A 20326-nucleotide genomic window follows, 5' to 3' on the forward strand; every position below is an offset into this window, starting at 1 on the left:
CAGGATTTGAAACATCCGCCGGACAGCCGGCGACGAGACAGGAAAGACGAGGAAAAAATGCTGGAAATCAAGAATCTGCACGTCAAACTTGAGGAAGAGGACAAGCAGATCCTCAAGGGCGTGAACCTGACGGTCGAGCCGGGCCGCGTGCATGCAATCATGGGGCCGAACGGATCGGGCAAATCCACGCTCAGCTATGTTCTGGCGGGGCGGGACGGGTATGAGGTCACCGAGGGCAGCGCCACGCTGGACGGCAAGGATCTGCTGGAGATGGAACCCGAAGAGCGCGCCGCGGCGGGCATCTTCCTGGCCTTCCAGTATCCGGTGGAAATCCCCGGCGTGGGCAACATGACCTTTCTGCGCACCGCGGTGAACGCCCAGCGCAAGGCGCGCGGACAGAAGGAACTGAGCGCGGCCGATTTCCTGAAACTGGTGCGGGAAAAGGCCAAGACGCTGAAGATCGACGCGGACATGCTCAAGCGTCCGGTCAACGTGGGATTTTCGGGCGGTGAGAAGAAGCGCAACGAGATCCTGCAGATGGCGATGCTCGAGCCGCGCATGTGCATTCTCGACGAAACCGATTCCGGCCTTGACGTGGACGCGATGAAGCTGGTGGCCGAGGGCGTGAACGCGCTGCGCAGCCCCGATCGCGGGTTCCTGGTCATCACCCACTATCAGAGGCTGCTGGACCACATCCAGCCGGACGTGGTGCACATCATGGCCGATGGCCGCATCGTCAAGACCGGCGGGCCCGAGCTTGCGCTCGAGGTGGAACACAACGGCTATGCCGACATTCTGGCCGAGGTGCAGTGATGGCGCTGGACGAACGCAAGATGACCGCCACCGAGGCGCGCCTGGCGGCAATGCAAGTGCCCGAGGTCGGCTGCACCAAGGAGGCCCGTGAGGCGGCGCTGGAGCGGGTGCGGCGCATGGGGCTGCCGGGCCGGCGCGACGAATACTGGAAATACACCCGCCCCGATTCCCTGGTGCAGGTGGCGGCCCCCCGCGCCGCCGTGTTCGATGCGGGCGAAGAGCCGATGTTTTCCGCCTTCGACCGGCTGCGCGTGGTGTTCGTGGACGGGGTGTTTTCGCCCGAATTGTCTGATGATCTGAGCCTTGAAGGGGTGCAGATCGACCGGCTGGAGGACATCTGCTGCACCAACGACCACTGGGCCGAAGACCTTTATGGCGTGCTCGAAGCGCGCGGGCAGAGCCCGGTGGAACGCCCGTTGGCCGCGTTGAATACCGCTTATGCGGGCGACGGGGTGGCAATCCGTGTAACGGGGCGGGTGTCGAAGCCGATCAACCTGACCTATGTCCACAAGTCCGAACAGTCGGACGTGCTCCTGCACCATGTGATCCGGGTGGAGCCGGGCGCCGAGGCGACGATCCTCGAAAACGGCCCCGCCGCGGCGCGGTTCAACAAGTGCATGGAGATCGACATCGCCGATGGCGGGCGGCTGCATCTGGTGCGCGCGCAGGGGCGCGACCACGAACGCCGCGCCTATACCAGCCTGTTCGCCCGTCTGGGCGCGAAGGCGACCTTCAAGAGCTTTACCCTGACCGTGAACGGGGTTCTGACCCGCAACGAGGCGGTGGTCGAGTTCACCGGCGGCGACGCGGTGGCGCATGTGGCCGGCGCCTGCGCGGGCGACGGCAACTTTCACCACGACGACACGGTGTTCATCACCCATGACGCGGTGGGCTGCGAAAGCCGGCAGGTGTTCAAGAAGGTGCTGCGCAACGGCGCGACCGGCGTGTTTCAGGGCAAGATCCTGGTCAAGGAGGGCGCGCAGAAAACCGACGGCTACCAGATCAGCCAGTCGCTTCTGCTGGACGAGGACAGCCAGTTCTTTGCCAAGCCCGAGCTGGAAATCTACGCCGACGACGTGGCCTGTTCGCATGGCAGCACCTCGGGCGCGATCGACGAAGAGGCGCTGTTCTACCTGCGCTCGCGCGGGGTGCCCGCGGCCGAGGCGCAGGATCTGCTGACGCTCGCCTTCATCGCCGAGGCCGTGGACGAGATCGAGGACAAGGCCATCGCCGAGGATATCCTGGGCCGCGTCCAGGGCTGGCTGGCGCGCCGACGCTGATGGCGGTCACGACGGACATCATCGCCACCTGGCGCGGGCCGCGACAAGTGATGCGCCGGCTGCTGGCGATGGGCCAGCGCGAGGACCGCGCTCTGGCCTTCGCGATGGCGTTCTGCGTGATCTCGTTCATCGCTCAGATGCCGTCGCTGGCGCGCAAGGCACATCTGGAGGGGGTGGAGCTGAATCCGCTCCTGGGTGGCGCTCTGCTGGGTGCCGTGATCATCCTGCCCCTGATGCTTTACGTCGTGGCGGCCATCTCGCGACTGGTGGCGCGCGTGTTCGGCGGGCAGGGGACGTGGTATGGGGCGCGGCTGGCGCTGTTCTGGTCGCTGCTGGCAACAACGCCTCTGGTGCTGCTGCGCGGGCTGGTGGCGGGCTTCATCGGTCCCGGCCCGGTGCAGTTCGGGGTGGACGCGCTCTGGCTGGTGGTGTTCCTGTGGTTCTGGGTGTTCACCCTGCATGAATCGGAGGCCCCCCGCCCGTGACCCTTGCCGAATTGCGATCCCTGACCGTCCTTTCGGTGACGGTACCGGCCGAGGCCGCGCGCCGGATCCTGGCGCTGCGGCTGCCGCGCGGGGTGCTGTGGTCGGCGCTGCTGCTGGCCGCGGCGCTGAACGCGATCCTGTTCGCGCTGTCCAACATCCTGCTGCCCACGCCGCACATGATGCCGTGGATATTTCAGTCGCCGCTGGTCTATTTCGGGCTGGTGGTGCTGGCGCTGGTCGCCTTCATTCAGGCGCTGGTCTGGGTCGGGCAGGGCCTGGGCGGGCAGGGCGGCACCGACGAGATCATGGCCGTGATCGTCTGGATGCAGTATCTGCGGGTGCTGGTTCAGGCGGCCTCGCTGGTGCTGATGCTCGTCTTTCCGATCCTATCGCTGGTGCTGGTGATGGCGGCAACGGTGATCGGGGTGTGGATCCTGCTGCATTTCATCGCCCAGGCGCACCGGCTGGACGGGCTGGGCCGCGCGGCCTTCGTCGTGATCCTGTCGGGGTTGGCGGTCATCATCGCCGCATCGCTGTTCATGGCCCTGGTGCTGGGGCCGTTCACGGGGGACATGAGCCATGTATGACGTGGAAAGGATCCGCGCCGATTTTCCGATTCTCTCGCGGCAGGTAAACGGCAAGCCGCTGGTCTATCTCGACAACGGCGCCTCGGCGCAGAAGCCGCGCGCGGTGATCGACGCGGTCACGCGCGGCTACGCCGAGGAATACGCCAACGTCCATCGCGGCCTGCACTACCTGTCCAACCTCGCCACCGAGAAATACGAATCCGTGCGCGGCACCGTGGCGCGGTTTCTGGGCGCGGCGGACGAGGACGAGATCGTGCTCAACACCGGCTCGACCATCGGCATAAACATGGTGGCCTACAGCTGGGCCATGCCGCGGATGCAGGCGGGCGACGAAATCGTGCTCAGCGTGATGGAGCATCACGCCAATATCGTGCCCTGGCATTTTCTGCGCGAACGGCAGGGGGTGGTGCTGAAATGGGTGGACATCGCCGACGACGGGTCGCTGGATCCGCAGGCGGTGATCGACGCGATCGGGCCGCGCACGAAACTGGTGGCGATCACCCATTGTTCGAACGTTCTGGGCACTGTGGTGGACGTCAAGGCGATCACGCGGGCCGCCCATGACCGGGGCGTGCCGGTGCTGGTGGACGGCAGCCAGGGCGCGGTGCACATGCCGGTCAACGTGGCCGATATCGGCTGCGATTTCTACGCCATCACCGGGCACAAGCTCTACGGCCCCTCGGCCTCGGGCGCGATCTACATCCGGCGCGAGCGGATGGCGGAGATGCGTCCTTTCCTCGGCGGCGGCGACATGATCAAGGAGGTCACCCGCGACCGGGTGATCTACAACGACCCGCCGATGAAGTTCGAGGCCGGCACGCCGGGCATCGTGCAGACCATCGGGCTGGGCGTGGCGCTGGACTATCTCATGGCGCTGGGGATGGAGAACGTCGCCGCGCACGAGGCCGCGCTGCGCGACTATGCGATGGAGCGGCTCAAGGGGCTGAACTGGCTGACGCTGCAGGGCACCGCGCCGGGCAAGGCGGCGATCTTCAGCTTTACCCTTCAGGGCGCGGCCCATGCCCATGACATCTCGACCATCCTCGACAAGAAGGGCGTGGCGGTGCGCGCGGGCCATCACTGCGCCGGCCCGCTGATGGAGCGGCTGGGGGTCACGGCGACCTGCCGCGCCTCGTTCGGACTCTACAACACGCGCGAAGAGGTGGACGCGCTGGTCGAGGCGCTGGAGTTGGCGCACGAACTTTTTGGCTGAAACCCGCTCTCGTCACGCGTCCGTTACACGCGCGTCAAGCGGTTGTGACATTGCGCGCCTAAAGGCAGGCTGTTCCCGGAACTGTTCCGGGTCATTCCGAGGGAGACTGCCGTGATGAAGGATATCAACCGCCGCGATCTGTCCGCCGACGACTGGGACGAACTCAACTTTCCCCGCCCGGACGAACAGGAATTCGACCGCGTCGTGGAACGCGCCCTGTCCCGCCGGGGCTTTCTGGGCGGGATCATCGCCTTTGGCTCGGGCGCGGCGGCGCTTGGTGCGGGCATGCTCAAGGGCTCGACTGCGCTGGCGGGGACGGCCCGTTTCGCCTTTGACGGCATTCCGGCCGCAACCGACCACACCGTGCATGTGCCGGAGGGCTACGACTGGAAGGTGCTGGTGCGCTGGGGCGACCCGCTCTTTTCCGACGCCGCGGGCGATTTCGACCACGAAACCGGGGGCAGCGCCGCCAAGGCCGACCGCGTGTTCGGCGAGAACACCGACGGCATGGCGCTGTTCGTGATCGACGGCCGCCAGGTGATCGCGGTCAATCACGAATACACCAATCGCAAGGTGAACCTGCCACGGGCCGAGGGCGGAACGCCGCGGAACGCCGAGGATGTCGAAAAGCTGCAAAAGTTGCAGGGCGTTTCGGTGTTCGAACTGGCCGAAGGACCGCAGGGCTGGCAGGTCGTGGTGGACAGCCCCCTCAACCGCCGCATCACGCATCGCACGCCGATGCGGATTGCCGGTCCCGCCGCGGGTCACGAATGGATGCGGACCGCCGCCGATCCGGCCGGCACCGAAAGCCTGGGCACCTTCAACAATTGCGGTTCGGGCAGGACGCCGTGGGGCACCTATCTGACCTGCGAAGAAAACTTCAACGGCTATTTCGGCGCCTCGGGCGGTTTTGCGGTCGAGGGACTCGCCGCCGAGGGCTATCGCCGCTACGGCATTTCCGCCAAGGGCTGGGGCTATGACTACCACCTGTGGGACGCCCGTTTCGACGTGACGCAGAATCCCAACGAGCCGCACCGCGCCGGCTGGGTGGTCGAGATCGACCCGGCCGATCCGGGTTCGACCCCGGTCAAGCGCACCGCGCTGGGGCGGTTCAAGCACGAGAACGCCGAATGCGTCCTCGCCCCCGATGGGCGTGTGGTGGTCTATATGGGCGACGACGAACGGGGCGAGTTTCTCTACAAGTTCGTCTCGCGCGATGTCTATGTGCCCGGCGGCGACACCTCGACCTTGCTGGACGAGGGCCAGCTCTACGCCGCCCGATTCGAGGATGACGGGACCGGCCGCTGGCTCGCGCTGACGCCCCGGGCCACGGGAATGACCGAGGCCGAGATCGCCATCTTCACCCGTATCGCCGCCTCGCGCGTGGGGGCAACCACGATGGACCGGCCCGAATGGGTGGCGGTGAACCCCGTCGCGGCCGAGGCCTATTGCGCGCTGACCAACAACAAGAATCGCGGCCTCAAGACCAATGCCGGCGGCGACTGGCAGCGCGTGGGCGGTCCCAACCCGCGCGAGGCGAACAGGTATGGGCAGATCCTGCGGTGGCGCCCGGCCGCGGATGACCACGCAGCCGAGCGCTTTGCCTGGGATCTTTACGTGATGTGCGGCAATCCCGAAGTCGCCGAGGGGGCGAATCGGGGATCCGATAACATCACGGCGGGCAACATGTTCAACGCGCCCGACTGCCTGGTCTTCGACAGCGCGGGCATGTTGTGGATCCAGACCGACGGCAAAGATTCCAACGAAGGCCCCTTTGCGGGGCAGGGCAACAACCAGATGCTGGCCGGCGATCCCGTGACCGGCGAGATCCGGCGGTTCCTGACCGGCCCGAAGGGCTCCGAGGTGACCGGGCTGGTCTGGTCGGCGGACCGGCGCACCATGTTCGTGGGCATCCAGCACCCCGGGGCGCCCTTTCCGGATGGCGAGGGCAAGCTGCCCCGGTCTTCGATCATCGCCATATGGCGCAGGGACGGCCGCCCGGTGGGCTGATCCGGCCGTTGGGGCGATTTCGGAACAGGCCGTTTTCGCTATTGTCACCGCGCGGGCGATGGGCTATCCCTCGCCCGCGATTGCGCACCCGTAGCTCAGCTGGATAGAGCGCTGCCCTCCGAAGGCAGAGGCCAGAGGTTCGAATCCTCTCGGGTGCGCCATTCCCCCTTCATGTAGCGTCCCGGTTCCAAGGCATCTGCGCGTATGGGCGGCATGTCCCGCGCCGAAGTGATCGGCATGGTCCGGTGATCGCTCATCCCGACCGATCCGTTGCGCGCGAGGCGGGCGCGCCGGGTAGTCGCGGCCCGCAAGCAGCCCCGCGATTGGGGCAGAGATGTGGCGGAGATGTGCCTATGAATTGGCGGAATTGATTCGAATCCCTTGTATTTGACACGAATCCCGGTTGTTGCGGAAACAATGGCGGCGGTTTTTCCCGTCTTGTTCCGCTGGGGAAACGGCCAAAGGTTGAAATACGGTTAAATTGTGCAGGGCGCATTGCCTGCCTGGAAATTCTTAGATTGTTGGGCAAACCGAGACAATCATCCACGTATGCGCGGACACGAGTGGTATTGTTTTAGAAACGTAACCAAATAAGGGCATTTGTGTCGCGGATTCGCGCTGTGCGGGGTCGATATGGAACGACCGGAGCGGTCGCCCGTGGCGAATCCGGCACTTCATATCGGTTCACACCAAATCCGGGGGTGGTAGATTGATCTCAGCCTAACTGGGGGGCTGATGTTTGCTGGTCACGGGGGCGACCGCACGGAACCGCATCGGGGCGATGCGGAAGGATGTGCGATCGCGTGAAGTCGCGTTCGCCGGGCGAGGGTTTGCGCCGTGGCACTTGGTGCCGCGTGGCCGTGGCCCGAACACGCATCCTTTCGAGCATCGCGAGATCTGGCAAACCGTCGCGGTCGCTGCGCGAAACGGCTTCATCGGTCGGTGAGTGGTCCGCATCTCGCGGGTCGAAGGGAAATGCAAGTGCCGCCTGTGCGGAGATGGAGTTTTACGATGCGCGAACATGACGAACACAAGTCGAAGGACGGAATTGTCACCGGCACCTCCGACAATGACCGTATCGACATGTCCTATACCGGCGATCCGCAGGGCGACAGGATCGATCATGGCGACGCGGTTCTGCCCGGCGCGGGGCCGGACGACGATGTCGTGGATGCCCAAGGCGGCGACGACACGATCGAGGCCGGCGTAGGCGACGATCTGGTTCATGCCGGCGCGGGCGACGATTCGGTTTCGGGCGGCACCGGAAACGATACGCTGATCGGGGACGGGAACGCGCCCGGCGGCACCCATGGCCGCGAGGTGTTCCAGTGGGACGAATTGCCGGACCCCGACAATGGCGGCGAGATCGACGACGGCGACATGCTGAACGATCCGGTGCAGCTGAATACCGGCAGCGTCACGGTCTCCTACCGGGTTCTGCACGGCATGGCCCAGGCCAAGACCGAGTTCAGCGAGGATCACCAGTATGTAAAAGGCATCGACAGCGATGGCGAGCCGGTTGACGACGAGAGCAGCCTGGGCTCAACGCTTTATGCCGAAGGGGCGTCGGCCGGCTACGAGCTTTCCTTCTCGGACGAGGTGGCGAATGTCTCGTTCCGGATCAACGACATCGACGGCGACGGGATCGTTCGGATCAAGGCGTTCGATTCCGAAGGCAATCCGGTCGAGGTGGACCTGACCGGGGGCAAGCGTCTGACGCTGAAGGACACCGACGGCGTTCCGGGCGCGGACACCGCCGACAGCCGGGGCGGCTACGCGCCCGATGACAGCCGGTGCTATTCGCTGCTGGTCGAGATTCCGGGGCCGGTGTCGCGTCTGGTCATCGAGCATGAGCAGGACGGCGACAACAACACGGGCATCAACGTCACCGACATCTATTACGATGTGCCGCCGTTCGGCACCGAAGAGGATGGCGACGATACGCTGAATGGCGGCGATGGCGACGACGTGATCATCGGCAGCGGCGGAAACGATTCGGTCACCGGGGGCGACGGAAACGACGTGATCGACACCAGCGGCGGGAAACCGCTGCCGGATCGCGGGTTCCCCAGCTATGACGGTCTGCCGCCGGTTCCTGCCGATCCTATGCCCGACAACGATCACGACAGCGTGGATGGCGGCGCCGGCGACGATCTGATCATGACCGGCGATGATGCCGACGTGATCGCGGGCGGCGCGGGCAGCGATACGATCCTTGCCGGTCTTGACGACGATACCGTGGGTGGCGGCAGCGGCGCCGACCGGATCGTTGGCGGCGAAGGGGCCGACTCGATCCAGGGCGGGGCGGGCGACGACACGATCTATGGCGGTCTCGATCCCGTCTTCCCCGATGCCCTGAACATCCCCGATGACGGCTCGGTCGGGGCGCCGGACCCGGACCCGACCAACGGCACCGACAGCATCGACGGCGGCGTCGGCAATGACGTGATCTTTGGCCAGGATGACGATGACACGATCACCGGCGGCGAGGGCGACGATTCGCTCGACGGCGGCATCGACGACGACGACGTGCGGGGCGACGCCGGCAATGACACCGTGCTGGGCGGTCAGGGCGACGATACCGTCTTCGGTGGCACTGGGACGGACAACGTGTCGGGCGGCGCCGGTGACGACATCGTCTTTGGCGGGCTTGATTCGGATGCCGATCTGGTCGATGGCGGCGACGGCGCGGACATTCTGGGCGCGCTGGAAAACGACACCGTGGCCGGCGGCGAGGGTGGCCCTGTGGATTTCGACCGGCTGCTGGTGCGCGGCCCGGCGACGGTGCGGTGGGACAATGACGATCCCAGCACCGAGGCGGGCTATGTCACCTATTATGACGAGAACCTCAATGTCATCGGCACGGCGCGGTTCACCGAGATCGAGCAGGTCCATGCCATCGACACGCAGGAGGTCGCCCCGACATCGGCCGATGCGCCGGATCAGAATGCGGTGCACGGGGTCGTCGAGGGAACCAGCGAGGCCGATCTGATCGACGTGAATTACACGGGCGATCCGGAAGGCGACATGATCGACCACAGCGATGCCGTCCGTCCCCTGACTGGCAATCAGGACGTGGTTCTGGCCGGTAACGGGGATGACACGGTCATGTCGGGACTCGACAGCGACCTGGTCTTTGGCGGTCAGGGCGATGACGAACTGCATGGCGAGGAAGGCTCGGACGCGCTTGCCGGCGAAGAAGGCGACGATGTCCTCGATGGCGGGCAAGGGGCGGACCTCATGGTCGGCGGGTCGGGGGACGACACCCTGTCCGGCAGCAACGCCACCGCCGGCGATGAAGGCGACGCCATGTTCGGCGGCACGGGTGATGATCGTTTCGTCGAGATCAGTCAGGGCGACACCGTTGTCGGCGGCGAGGATCTCGATGGGGGCGACAACGACGTGCTCGACCTGACCGGCGCGGCCGAGGCGGCCAGTCCGGGCGGGCGGCTCTATGTCGAATACGATCCGGGCAATCCCGAATCCGGCGTGGTGCATTTCCTCGATGCCGACGGCAACGAAACCGGCACGGCGGAATTCTCCCAGATCGAGACGGTCATTCCCTGCTTTACCCCGGGCACGCTGATCGCGACCCCGCAGGGCGAGCGCCGGGTGGAGGATCTGCAGGTCGGTGACCGGGTCATCACCCGCGACAATGGCATCCAGGCGATCCGCTGGATCGGGCAGCGGACGCTGAGCGGGGCCGAACTGGCCCGTTCTCCCAAGTTCCAGCCGATCCTGATCCGTGCAGGCGCGCTGGGTCAGGGCCTGCCCGAGCGTGACATGCTGGTCAGCCCCAACCACCGGGTGCTGATCTGCAACGAACGCGCCTCGCTCTATTTCGACGACACCGAGGTTCTGGTCGCGGCCAAGCACCTGACCGGCATGAAAGGGATCGACCAGATCGAGGTGGACGAGGTGACCTATGTCCACTTCATGTTCGAGCGCCACGAGGTGGTGCTGTCGGACGGCGCGTGGACCGAGAGCTTCCAGCCCGGCGAATGGACGCTGGACGGCATGGAGCAGGAGCAGCGCCAGGAACTGTTCGAGCTGTTCCCCGAACTGCAGGAGCGTGAAGGGGTCGAAGCCTTCCCCGCCGCGCGGCGCACCTTGAAGAAACACGAGGCCCGGCTGCTGATCCACTGACAGCTGGGGCAATATCCCGGATATGCAGCTACATTTGCGCGCGCCGGGACGCGCGACCAAAGGCGGGGCTCGCGAGCGCCCTGCCTTTCACGATTCGGGGCTGTTCCCTGCGCGCCAGGCCGCCCAGTCTTCGGGCGTGTCGAGATCGCGCAGGGCGTGGAGGCCGGGCAGGGGGATCAGGGCGACGCGGTCCTTGTGCGCGCTCACGACCGATTGGGCGCCGCTGTCGCCGGTGAGGCGTGCGATGTCTCCGAACAGGCTGCGCGAAAACAGGACCGGATGACCCGGTTTGCCGTTGTCGGTCGCGCCGCGCCAGATCAGGGTGTCGCTGTCGGGCCGAAAGGCATCGGCCACCTTGCGCAGATCCGCTGTCGTGATCTCGGGCAGGTCGGCCAGCAGGATCATCACCGCCTCGGCATCCTCGGGAAGCCGCGCCAGCCCGGCCCGCAGCGAGGCGTTCATGCCTTCGGCCGCGTTCGGAACGTCGATGCGCCGAATGTCGAGGTCGGCGATCGCCTCGTGGCGCGGGTGAGGGGCTGGCGGCAGGGCGACGAGGACCGGCTGTCCGGTGTCCCGCGCGATCCGGGCGGTGCGGTGGATCAGTGCTTCGCCGTCGATGGTCTGCATCAGTTTGTCCGCCCCGCGCATGCGCGACGAGGCGCCTGCGGCGAGGATCAGGATCGGGATCTTGGACATGTGGTGCGCTGCCTCGTCTGTTGGCGCCGGTGGCGGGTGCGGGAGCCTCCGGCGGGAGTATTTGAGGCAAGATGAAGGGGCGGGGCAAGCGCCCGGTGGGACGGGCGCCCGTTCCCGTGTCAGCCGCGCATCCGTGCGCCGTCGGCGTCAAAGAGCGGTTCGGTAATGATGCGGGCAGGACGCATCCGGCCGAGGATCTCGATCTCTACGGCAAGCCCGTCGCGGATGCGGTCCGCTGGCAGGAAGCCCAGCGCGATGGATTTGCGCGCGTGGTGGGAATAGCCGCCGGAGGTGCAGAAGCCCTGGACCCGACCGTCGAGCCAGATCGGCTCGTAGGCGTTCACGTCGGCGTCTTCGGCGTCCACCTCGAAGGCGCAGAGGCGGCGGGCGGGGCCGGAGGCGCGTTCGGCCTCTGCCGCCGCGCGGCCGATGAAGTCGGCGTCCTTGCCGAAGGCGATGAAGCGGTCGAGCCCGGTTTCGGCCGGGGTATAGTCGGGGGAGTATTCGCGCATCCAAGAACCGAAGAACTTGTCGAGCCTGAGCGACATCATGGCGCGCATGCCGAAGGGGGTGATGCCATGCGGCTGGCCGGCCTCCCACAGGGTCCACCAGAGCTGGCGCTGTGCCATCGGATCGCAGTAGATCTCGAACCCCAGATCGCCGGTATAGCTGACGCGCTGCACGATGCAGCCGGTCATGCCGACGGTCATCTGCCGGACGTCCATGAAGCACATGTCGCTGACATCGGCGCGTGTGCAGGCGGTCAGAACCTCGCGGGCACGCGGGCCGGCGATCTGAAAGCCGGTGCGTTTGTCGCTGATGTTTTCAATGGTTACGCCGTCTTCCTCATGTTGCATGAACCAGCGCATGTGGAAGGCCTGCGCGCCGTAGGACGCGGTGAGCTGGAAACGGTCGTCGTCGATGCAGGAGACGGTGAAATCGCCGATAAGCCGGCCGGCGGGCGACAGCATCGGGGTCAGAGACAAGCGGCCCGGGGGCGGTATCCGGCCGGCCATGATCCGGTTCAGCCAGTCGCGGGCGCGGGGACCGGTGACCAGGTATTTCCCGAAATTGTGGACTTCGTTAATACCCACGCTTTCGCGCACGGCGCGGACCTCGCGGCCGATCGCCGAGAACGCGTCGGAGCGGCGGAAGGACGGGGTTTCGTATGTCGGTTCGTCGCCCCGGGCGAAATAGTTGGGCACCTCGAGCCCGTATTGCTGCCCCCAGACCGCCCCCATGTCCGAAAAGATGTCATACATCGGCGTGGTGCGGTTGGGGCGCGCGGCGGGGAGTTCCTCATTCGGGTAGGAGACCGAGAAGCGTTTCTGGTAGTTCTCGATCACCTTGGGGCGGGTGTAGCCCGGCGTGATCCAGTCGCCGAACCGGGCCACGTCCATGGCGAAGACATCGCGTTCGGGTTCGCCTTCGACCATCCACTGCGCCAGCGTCAGACCGACGCCGCCACCCTGGCTGAACCCTGCCATGACGGCGCAGGCGGACCAGTAGTTGCGCATCCCCGGCACCGGGCCGACCAGCGGGTTGCCGTCGGGGGCAAAGGTGAAGGGGCCGTGGATCACCGATTTGACGCCGGCGCGTTCCAGCACCGGGAACCGCCGGTAGGCGAATTCGATCGATTCGGTGATCTTGTCGAAATCGTCGGGCAGCAGTTCGTGACCGAACTCCCACGGCGTGCCGTCCACGGCCCAGGGGCGGCAGCGCTGTTCATAGAAGCCGATGCAGAGCCCGCGCCCCTCTTGCCGGAGGTAGGATTCGCCCGATGGATCCATGACATGGGGGTGTTCGGTGTCGCGTTCGTAGATCTCGGGGATGTCGTCGGTGACGAGATATTGGTGCTCCATCGGATGCAGAGGGAAATAGACCCCGGCCATGGCGCCAACCTCGCGCGCCCAGAGACCGGCGGCGTTGACCACATGTTCGGCGTGGATCGTGCCCTTGTCCGTCACCACGTCCCAGCTGCCGTCGGGGCGCTGGTTGGTTTCGCACACCAAGCAGTGGGTTTCGATCGTGGCGCCCGCCATGCGGGCGGCTCTGGCATAGGCGTGGGTGGTGCCGGAGGGGTCGAGATGGCCGTCCAGCGGGTCGTAAAGCGCGCCGATGATGCCATCGGTATTGGTGATCGGAGCGATGCGCCTGATTTCCTCGGGTCCGATGACTTCGGTTTCCAGTCCCATGTAGCGGTGCTTGGCCCGTTCGGCCAGGAGCATGTCGAACCGGTCGCGGTTGTCGGCCAGGGTGATGCCGCCCACATGGTGCAGGCCGCAGGACATGCCGGTGATCTCTTCCAGTTCCTTGTAGAGTCGGATCGTGTAGCCCTGGAGCGCGGCCATGTTGGTGTCGCCGTTCAGCGTATGGAACCCGCCGGCGGCGTGCCAGGTGGAGCCGGAGGTGAGATCGGAGCGTTCCAGCAGCATCACGTCGGACCAGCCGAGTTTCGTCAGGTGGTAGAGGACGGAGCAGCCGACGACGCCGCCGCCGATCACCGCGACCTGAGTGGTGGTTTTCATGGGAGTCCTCCGGTGGTTTTGATCCCGAGATTGCGGATGCTGTGTGGGTGCGGCTTGTCGGAATGCGACCGGAGATGTCGTTTCCAAAATGCCGCGCCTGGCGGCGCGACGCGGTTTGCTGCGCGCCCTGCGGGCGCGATGCCTCCGGCGGGAGTATTTGGCGCAAGATGAAGGGGCCGGGCGGGGTCCGGTTGCGACCGGACATGTCGGGAAACGGCAATTCAGCGCGCCGTCGAGGCGTCAGAGCGGCAGGCAGGCGCACGGGAAGAGGAGCGGAACATGCGCACGCGTGCCCGGACGGTGGTGATCGGTGGCAGCGTCAACGGGTGTTCGATCCTGTGTCGTCTGACCCGGTTGGCATGGCGGGACGTCGTGTTGCTTGAGCGGGACGAGCTGACGAGCGGGTCTACCTGGCATGCGGCGTCCAACATTCACCGGTTGCATGACAGCACCGATGTCAGCCGGATCCAGCACTACGCGATGCGGCTTTACAAGGCGCTGGAGCAAGAGACCGGGCAGAGCTGCGGGGTGTTCCAGCTCGGGGCGCTGTATATCGCGGAGACGAAACACGCGCATCAGTTGCGGCTGCATGTGGCCAAGGCGAAGCTTCAAGGGGTGAGTTTTACGAGATTTCGCGGGACCAGGCCGAGCGGCTGCGCCCGGCCCTTGACATGCAAAAGGAGATGGGCGCGGCGTTCGGGCTGAATCATGGCTGGGAGCATCCGCTCTACTTCGACGCGGAAACCCCCGACAGTGCCGGCTTCACCCGCCTGCCGCGGTGGGAAAGCGTCGGCCGCGAAGTGCGGATGTTGCGCGATCGGTCCGGCATCATCGACATTTCCAACTTCGCCAGGTACCGCGTGGTCGGGGCTGAGGTCGAGGACTGGCGAAACGCGGTCTTTGCCAACCGAATGCCCGTGACGGCGGGGCGGTCCTGCCTGGCGCTGCTAATCGGCTGGCGCGGCGGGATCGCGGGGGATTTTACCGTGACCCGGCTGGGCGAGCAGGAATTCTGAGTGATCGGCTCGGGGGATGGCCGGGCACTGTCACCAGCGATTGTTCGGTGCCGTGCCGCTGCCCGAAGGGACGACATTCGAGAGCCTGACCGAAGCGGTCTGCGGTTTCAACGTGGACGGGCCCAAGTCGCGCGCGATGCTGCAGCGGTCCACCAATGCCTCGCTGGAGACGGCGGATTTCCCCTTCATGGCCAGCCGACGGATCGATCTGGCCGGGGTCGAGGCGATGGCGCTGCGGGTGTCGTTCGCCGGAATCTGGGGAGGGAACTGCGTTGCGCCAAGGCCGATCGGGCGCGGTTTTACGCGGCGCTGCTCGCCAAGGGCGTCAACCACGTCTCCGGCCCGGTCGGGTCCGGGTCGCGCGCGCCGATGAGCCTGCGGTTGGAAAAGGGTTACGGCGCATGGGGCCGGGAATACAGCCCCGAAAACGGCCGCACGAGGTCGGGCTGGAGCGGCTGGTCAAGCTCGACAAGGCGTTCCTGAACCGGGACACCACCGCGCGGGTGATGCGGAACGCGCCGCGTAAACGGCTGTCATGCTGGCGCTGAACGACGAGGACGTGACCGCCTCCAACGCCTATGCCAGCGGCGGCGAGCCGTTCTTTCGGGCCGGGCGCGGCATCGGCCGGGTGACGTCGGGGGCCTATGGCCATTCCGTGGATCCGTCGCTGGCGCCGGGATATGTCAGCGGCGCAGAGCCGAGGGACGAGGTCGAGGTGATGGTGCTGGGCCGGCCGCACCGGGCGCGGATCCTGCACCGGCCGTCCTTTGACCCGCAAGGGGCGCGGCTCAGGGGTAGGTGCGGCTTGGCGACGTGGTCAAAGCCTGCCTATATGGGGGCGACCTATCGGGAAACGTTCATGCCGCCACGCGAGACTGCCAGACGATCTGTTCTTATCCTCCACGGGATCGGTGCGCCGGAACGGGCGCTTGAACCCGGAGAGGCGCGGTTCTGGCTCTCGCGCGAGGAATTCTGCCACCTTCTGGACCGGGTGGCCGCGATGGGCGATCGGCGGCCTGTCCTGACCTTTGACGACGGGAATGCGTCGGATGCGAAAATCGCCTTGCCCGAACTGGAGCGGCGCGGTCTGCGGGCGATGTTCTTCATCCTGACGGACCGCATCGACCGGCCCGGATCGGTGTCGGCCGGAGACGTGCGGGCCTTGGCGCGGGCGGGAATGACCGTGGGGTTGCACGGCGCGGCGCATCGGGACTGGCGCAGGCTGGACGCGGCGGGGCGCGAGGCGGAGTTCCGGCAGGCCCGCGCGCGGCTGGAGGATCTGACCGGACAGCCGGTCACGCTGGCGGCGGCGCCCTTCGGGCTCTATGATCGGCGCGTTGCAAGCTGGCTGAAGAGGGAGGGATTTGAGGCCCTGTACACCAGCGATCGGGGGCTGGCGTCGGATGCGGACTTCCTGCGCTGTCGCAACTGCGTGGAGCGCGACATGACGGCGACCGACGTCGAGCGTTGTCTGAGGGGTAGCCCGTCGCCGCTGCGCCGGCTGCGTGGCTGGGCGGGGCGCGCACGCAGGCGATTGTTTCCGCTGCGGGTAGCATAATGATTTCGGTGATCATTCCGGCCCATCAGGAAGAAGGCTATATCGGCGACTGCCTGCGGCATGTCCTCGCCTCCGATCCGCCGCGGGCGCGGGACGGGACGGCGCAGCCGGTGCAGGTGATCGTTGTCGCCAATGGCTGCGCGGATGCCACCGCGCAGGAGGCCCGGTCGCTGGCGGGCCGGTTTGCGCAAAGAGGCTGGCCGATGGAGATCGTCGAGCTTGCGGAAGGGAGCAAGCCGCGGGCGCTCAATGCCGGGGATCGCCGGGCGATCTACGATATCCGCGTCTACATGGACGCGGACATATGGGTGTCGCCGGGACTGATCGCGGGTTTGGCCGGTGTATTGGACCGGCCCGAGCCGGCTTATGCCGGGGGGCGCTCCAGGATACGGGATGCCCGTGGCTGGTTCTTGAAGCGCTATGCGCGATTCTGGTTGAGGCTGCCCTTCATGGCTTCGGGCGTGCCGGGCTGTGGGGTCTATGCGGTGAACGCAGCGGGCCGGGCACGGTGGGGGGACTTTCCCGAGGTGACCGCCGACGACATGTTCGTGCGTTATCATTTCGCGCCGGAGGAAAGCCATCCGGTGCCGGAAGACTATGTCTGGCCCATTGCTGGCAACTTTGCCCAGCTCGTGCGATCCCGCAGGCGTCAGGATGAAGGGCTGGCCGAGATCCGCCGGCTTCTGCCGGAAGGAGCGGCGCGCTCGGGCCCGACGGCGCCGAGCGGCGGGGAACTGCTGCGCCTGTTTCTGAGCGATCCGGTTGGCTTTGCGGTCTATGCGTCGGTGGCGTTGGCGGTGCGCACGCCCCTGTTTTCCAGGCAGGGCCGCTGGGACCGTGGCCGGTAGGCGGGGGGCGGGCTGGCGCCCGCTGGGGGCTCTGCCCCCGCCCGCCTGACGGCGGACTCCCCCGGAGTATTTCGAGCAAGATGAAGAAACCGAACTGGCGTTTGGCGGTGACAGGACCGCCGACCGGTGAGCGCAAGTGTTTCGGGGGTCCGTTCAATCGGTGCTGGGGAACCGGGACTTCTGGATCACGACAATCGTGAGCAGGGGCGCGCCGACGGTTATGACGGCGACCGTCACCAGCAGCATCCCGAGCTGCGTATAGTCCGCAGGCGTCGTCACCTGGCCCGTGGCGGGGTCCACAACCTCGCGCGTGATCACGAAGATCCGGTTGAGATATTTGGTGCCGAGACTGGAGGCCGAAAGCGCCAGATTGGTGAAGGAGGCCATCACGGCAAAGAAGGTGGCCTTGAGATTTTCCGGCGCGTTGCGCGCGATCCAGGCAAGCATCGGGATCATGGCGACCTGGCCCAGGGGCGATTCCACCGCCGTGTCGATCACCGCGATGAAGCGTGCATCCACCACCCCGCCCGTCATCGCCGCGGTCCAGTGATGGATGCCGTAATAGAGCCCGATATTGGGCAGCGACAGAAGCCCCGACGCGATGCTGAGGATGATCACGATGTCGACGATGGTCTTTCGCGCCATCATCGGGCGCAGCACCACCATGCCCACCAGAGTCAGCACCGAGGTCAGAAGCTGGAGCACCGAAAGGAACTGCTGGTCGAAGCCCAGCACGTCGATTTCGAACCAGGTGGCGCCTGCGCCGGGCAGGGGAACGGCGCGGAACACGAAGATGATGATCGCCGTGCCCACCAGCGTGCGGGCCTTTTCCGGCGGCAGGGCGCGGATCAGTTGCCGCATAAGGAACAGCACGACCCCCATCGAGCCGGCAAAGACGATTTCCTGCGATCCCGGCACGTCGCCCAGCCCCACCAGCAACGACAGGCCCAGAAAGGCCGCGCCGCCGATGAAATACCACCAGTTCGGCCGCACCTTTTCGTCGTCGCGGTTGAAACGGGCCAGCGCCGCCGCGCGGTCGAGCCCCGCGGCGATCAGCCGGCGGATGGTCAGGCGCTTCTGGATGGCGGCGACGATCGTGCCGGACACCGAAATCGCGGGAATGACCAGCGCCAGCAGGTATATGCCGGCATAGACTTGGCCTTTGGCCTCTTGCGGCAGGTCCTCGATGCCCGAGAACAGGTAGATGTTGGCCGCCGCGACCGTGCTGGATCCCGCGATGAGGGCGAACCGGCCCAGCGTCTGCATGGTGGTGTGCATCGCGCGCAATTCGGCCTCGGGCAGGGGGGTGCCGGTGTCGTCCACGCGCGGCACGGCCTCGACCGACATCGCGTCCGCCACCGCGTCCTGCACCACGTAACCGAAGGGCGCGATCAGCACCGACAGCACGTACCACCATGTCACCGGCATGATCCGCGTCATCCACTCCAGACGCAGCGCCAGCCCGTGCATGATGAGAAACGACCCCGCGATCAGCGCCACGCCGAACCAGATCAGCCCCGCCTTCCAGCGCCAGATCAGGTCAACTAGGTGCCCCACGGGCATCTTCAGCGCCCAGGGCAGCCCCGCCCAGAAGGCCAGCCCCGCCAGGAAGGCGGGCGATACGTCCAGATATTCCTTGACGAAGAACGTGCCCACGATCGCGGTCAGCCCCGACGCCCCGGCCGCGAAATAGACCATCAGCGGCGGCAGGAAGGACCAGCGGAACTGCCGCCCCAGATCCAGGACGACATCGCTCCAGACCTTGCGGATGCGGGCGGCGGTCGTCACAGGGGCTTGATCTTCAACTCGGTCACGCGATTGCCTTCGCGGGCGGTCACCTCGAAGCGAAAGCCGTGGAAGGAAAACACCTGCCCCACGGTGGGGATCATCTGCGCCTCGTGGATCACCAGGCCTGCGACGGTGTTGGCCTCGTCATCGGGCAGGTTCCAGTCGGTCGCGCGGTTGAGGTCGCGGATCGTCATCTGGCCGGGGACGAGGAACTGGCCGTCCTCGGTGCGGCGGATGGCGGGTTCGGATTCGGTGTCGAATTCGTCGGTGATCTCGCCCACGATTTCCTCGAGGATGTCCTCCAGCGTAATCAGCCCCTGCAGTTGCCCGTACTCATCCACCACCAGCGCGAAATGGGTCCGCATCCGCAGGAACTGGCGCATCTGGTCGTCCAGTGTGGTGGTTTCGGGCACGAAATAGGGCGGCTTGGCCACGTCGGAAATGCGGAAATCCCGCAGCGCCTCGGCCCCGCCGCCTTCGGCCACGACCTTGCGATACATCGCGCGCAGCAGATCCTTGGCGTGCACCACGCCGATGATGTTTTCCGGCTCGTCGCGGTAGACGGGCAGGCGCGTGTAAGGGCTGTTCAGGCACTGCTCGAGGATCGCGCCCGGGTCGTCGTCGGCATTGATCATCTCGATCTTGGAGCGGTGCAGCATGATCTCTTCTACCGTGCGCTCACCCAGATCCAGCGCGCCGAGAATGCGGTCGCGGTCCTCCTTTTCGACGATGCCCTCGGAATGGCCCAGCTGGATGGCGCCGGCGATTTCCTCGCGGACGGCAAGGATGTGACTGTCGGGATCGACCGTTACGCCAAAGAGCCGCAGCACACCGCGCACCAGCAGCCGCACCGCGCCGACCACCGGCGCGAACACCTTGACCACCACCGCGATCGCCGGAGCGACGAAGGCGGCCGCGCGTTCGGCGTTGATGATCGCGTAGGTTTTCGGCAGCACCTCGGCGAAGATCAGCACCAGAAGCGTCATCACCAGCGTCGCGAGCGCCACGCCGCTGTCACCGAACGCCTTGGTGAATACGGCGGTCGCCAGGGACGCGGCCAGGATGTTGACCAGGTTGTTGCCCAAGAGAACCGACCCGATCAGGCGTTCGTTGTCCTCAGTGATCTTCAGCGCCGTCTCGGCACCGTGCGATCCCTTGTCGGCCTGCGCCCTGAGCTTGCCGCGCGAGGCCGCGGTCAGCGCGGTTTCCGAGCCCGAGAAAAAGGCCGACAGCACCAGCATCAGAAGGATCAGTCCGGCGCTGATCCAGAAGGCGCCGTCCAAGGTGACGGATGAGGCTTCCATGTCGAGTTGTCCCGTTGTTTCAATCGGGTTATGGGGCGCGCGGGCGTCCCGATC

At 66.2% G+C, this 20326-nt stretch carries 13 protein-coding genes, 1 tRNA gene and 1 pseudogene; 11 read left to right on the forward strand and 4 right to left on the reverse strand.

The genetic code is table 11. The annotated features are described in order from the left end of the window. The first annotated feature begins 57 nt into the window (after nt 1–57). The 8 genes from sufC to C4S70_RS02225 all read left to right on the forward strand — a co-directional run bounded on the left by sufC (nt 58) and on the right by C4S70_RS02225 (nt 10534). Nucleotides 58–813: a Fe-S cluster assembly ATPase SufC gene (gene sufC, locus C4S70_RS02185; RefSeq protein WP_104006664.1), complete on the forward strand. Its 756-nt coding sequence runs from the start codon at nt 58–60 to the stop codon at nt 811–813. Further along, the gene (sufD, locus tag C4S70_RS02190) at nt 813–2093 is read left to right on the forward strand and encodes a Fe-S cluster assembly protein SufD (RefSeq protein WP_104006450.1); all 1281 of its coding nucleotides are present in this window, start codon (nt 813–815) and stop codon (nt 2091–2093) included. The genes sufC and sufD overlap by 1 nt, the downstream gene beginning before the upstream one ends. Next, a complete protein-coding gene (locus C4S70_RS02195) occupies nt 2093–2578 on the forward strand; it encodes a YIP1 family protein (RefSeq protein ID WP_104006451.1) in 486 nt (161 codons plus the stop codon). Before sufD ends, C4S70_RS02195 begins: the two co-directional genes overlap by 1 nt. Then, on the forward strand, nt 2575–3165 hold the full coding sequence (locus C4S70_RS02200; protein WP_160114836.1) for a YIP1 family protein: 591 nt from the start codon (nt 2575–2577) through the stop codon (nt 3163–3165). The genes C4S70_RS02195 and C4S70_RS02200 overlap by 4 nt, the downstream gene beginning before the upstream one ends. Further along, nucleotides 3158–4378: a cysteine desulfurase gene (locus tag C4S70_RS02205; RefSeq protein WP_104006453.1), complete on the forward strand. Its 1221-nt coding sequence runs from the start codon at nt 3158–3160 to the stop codon at nt 4376–4378. Before C4S70_RS02200 ends, C4S70_RS02205 begins: the two co-directional genes overlap by 8 nt. A 114-nt stretch (nt 4379–4492) precedes the next feature. Beyond that, the gene (locus C4S70_RS02210) at nt 4493–6388 is read left to right on the forward strand and encodes a PhoX family protein (protein ID WP_104006454.1); all 1896 of its coding nucleotides are present in this window, start codon (nt 4493–4495) and stop codon (nt 6386–6388) included. Between the two features lie 84 nt (nt 6389–6472). After that, nucleotides 6473–6549 (forward strand) — tRNA-Arg (locus tag C4S70_RS02215). Between the two features lie 850 nt (nt 6550–7399). After that, nucleotides 7400–10534 (forward strand): Hint domain-containing protein, encoded by a 3135-nt coding sequence (locus C4S70_RS02225; RefSeq protein WP_235003646.1) that lies wholly within the window; start codon nt 7400–7402, stop codon nt 10532–10534. A gap of 87 nt (nt 10535–10621) precedes the next feature. Here the strand turns inward: C4S70_RS02225 and C4S70_RS02230 are convergent, their stop codons facing one another. Next, the gene (locus tag C4S70_RS02230) at nt 10622–11230 is read right to left on the reverse strand and encodes a nucleotidyltransferase family protein (RefSeq protein WP_104006456.1); all 609 of its coding nucleotides are present in this window, start codon (nt 11228–11230) and stop codon (nt 10622–10624) included. A gap of 119 nt (nt 11231–11349) precedes the next feature. Next, nucleotides 11350–13758, reverse strand: coding sequence for a GcvT family protein (locus tag C4S70_RS02235; RefSeq protein ID WP_104006457.1), 2409 nt, complete (start codon nt 13756–13758; stop codon nt 11350–11352). A 279-nt stretch (nt 13759–14037) separates the two neighbouring features. Between C4S70_RS02235 and C4S70_RS02240 the strand changes: the two are divergent. The 3 genes and pseudogenes from C4S70_RS02240 to C4S70_RS02245 form a co-directional block, all read left to right on the forward strand. Further along, a pseudogene (locus C4S70_RS02240) lies at nt 14038–15570 on the forward strand (FAD-dependent oxidoreductase); the annotation flags it as partial. A 63-nt stretch (nt 15571–15633) separates the two neighbouring features. Beyond that, nucleotides 15634–16332, forward strand: a complete 699-nt coding sequence (locus C4S70_RS18965) for a polysaccharide deacetylase family protein (RefSeq protein ID WP_380218898.1) — start codon at nt 15634–15636, stop codon at nt 16330–16332. Further along, a complete protein-coding gene (locus tag C4S70_RS02245; RefSeq protein WP_104006458.1) occupies nt 16332–17180 on the forward strand; it encodes a glycosyltransferase in 849 nt (282 codons plus the stop codon). Before C4S70_RS18965 ends, C4S70_RS02245 begins: the two co-directional genes overlap by 1 nt. A 153-nt stretch (nt 17181–17333) precedes the next feature. Here the strand turns inward: C4S70_RS02245 and C4S70_RS02250 are convergent, their stop codons facing one another. Then, nucleotides 17334–18968 (reverse strand): MFS transporter, encoded by a 1635-nt coding sequence (locus C4S70_RS02250; RefSeq protein ID WP_104006459.1) that lies wholly within the window; start codon nt 18966–18968, stop codon nt 17334–17336. Continuing rightward, nucleotides 18965–20272, reverse strand: a complete 1308-nt coding sequence (locus C4S70_RS02255; RefSeq protein WP_104006460.1) for an HlyC/CorC family transporter — start codon at nt 20270–20272, stop codon at nt 18965–18967. Before C4S70_RS02255 ends, C4S70_RS02250 begins: the two co-directional genes overlap by 4 nt. Nucleotides 20273–20326: the final 54 nt, after the last annotated feature.

Source organism: Jhaorihella thermophila (assembly GCF_900108275.1).
GTDB classification, from domain to species: Bacteria; Pseudomonadota; Alphaproteobacteria; order Rhodobacterales; family Rhodobacteraceae; genus Jhaorihella; species Jhaorihella thermophila.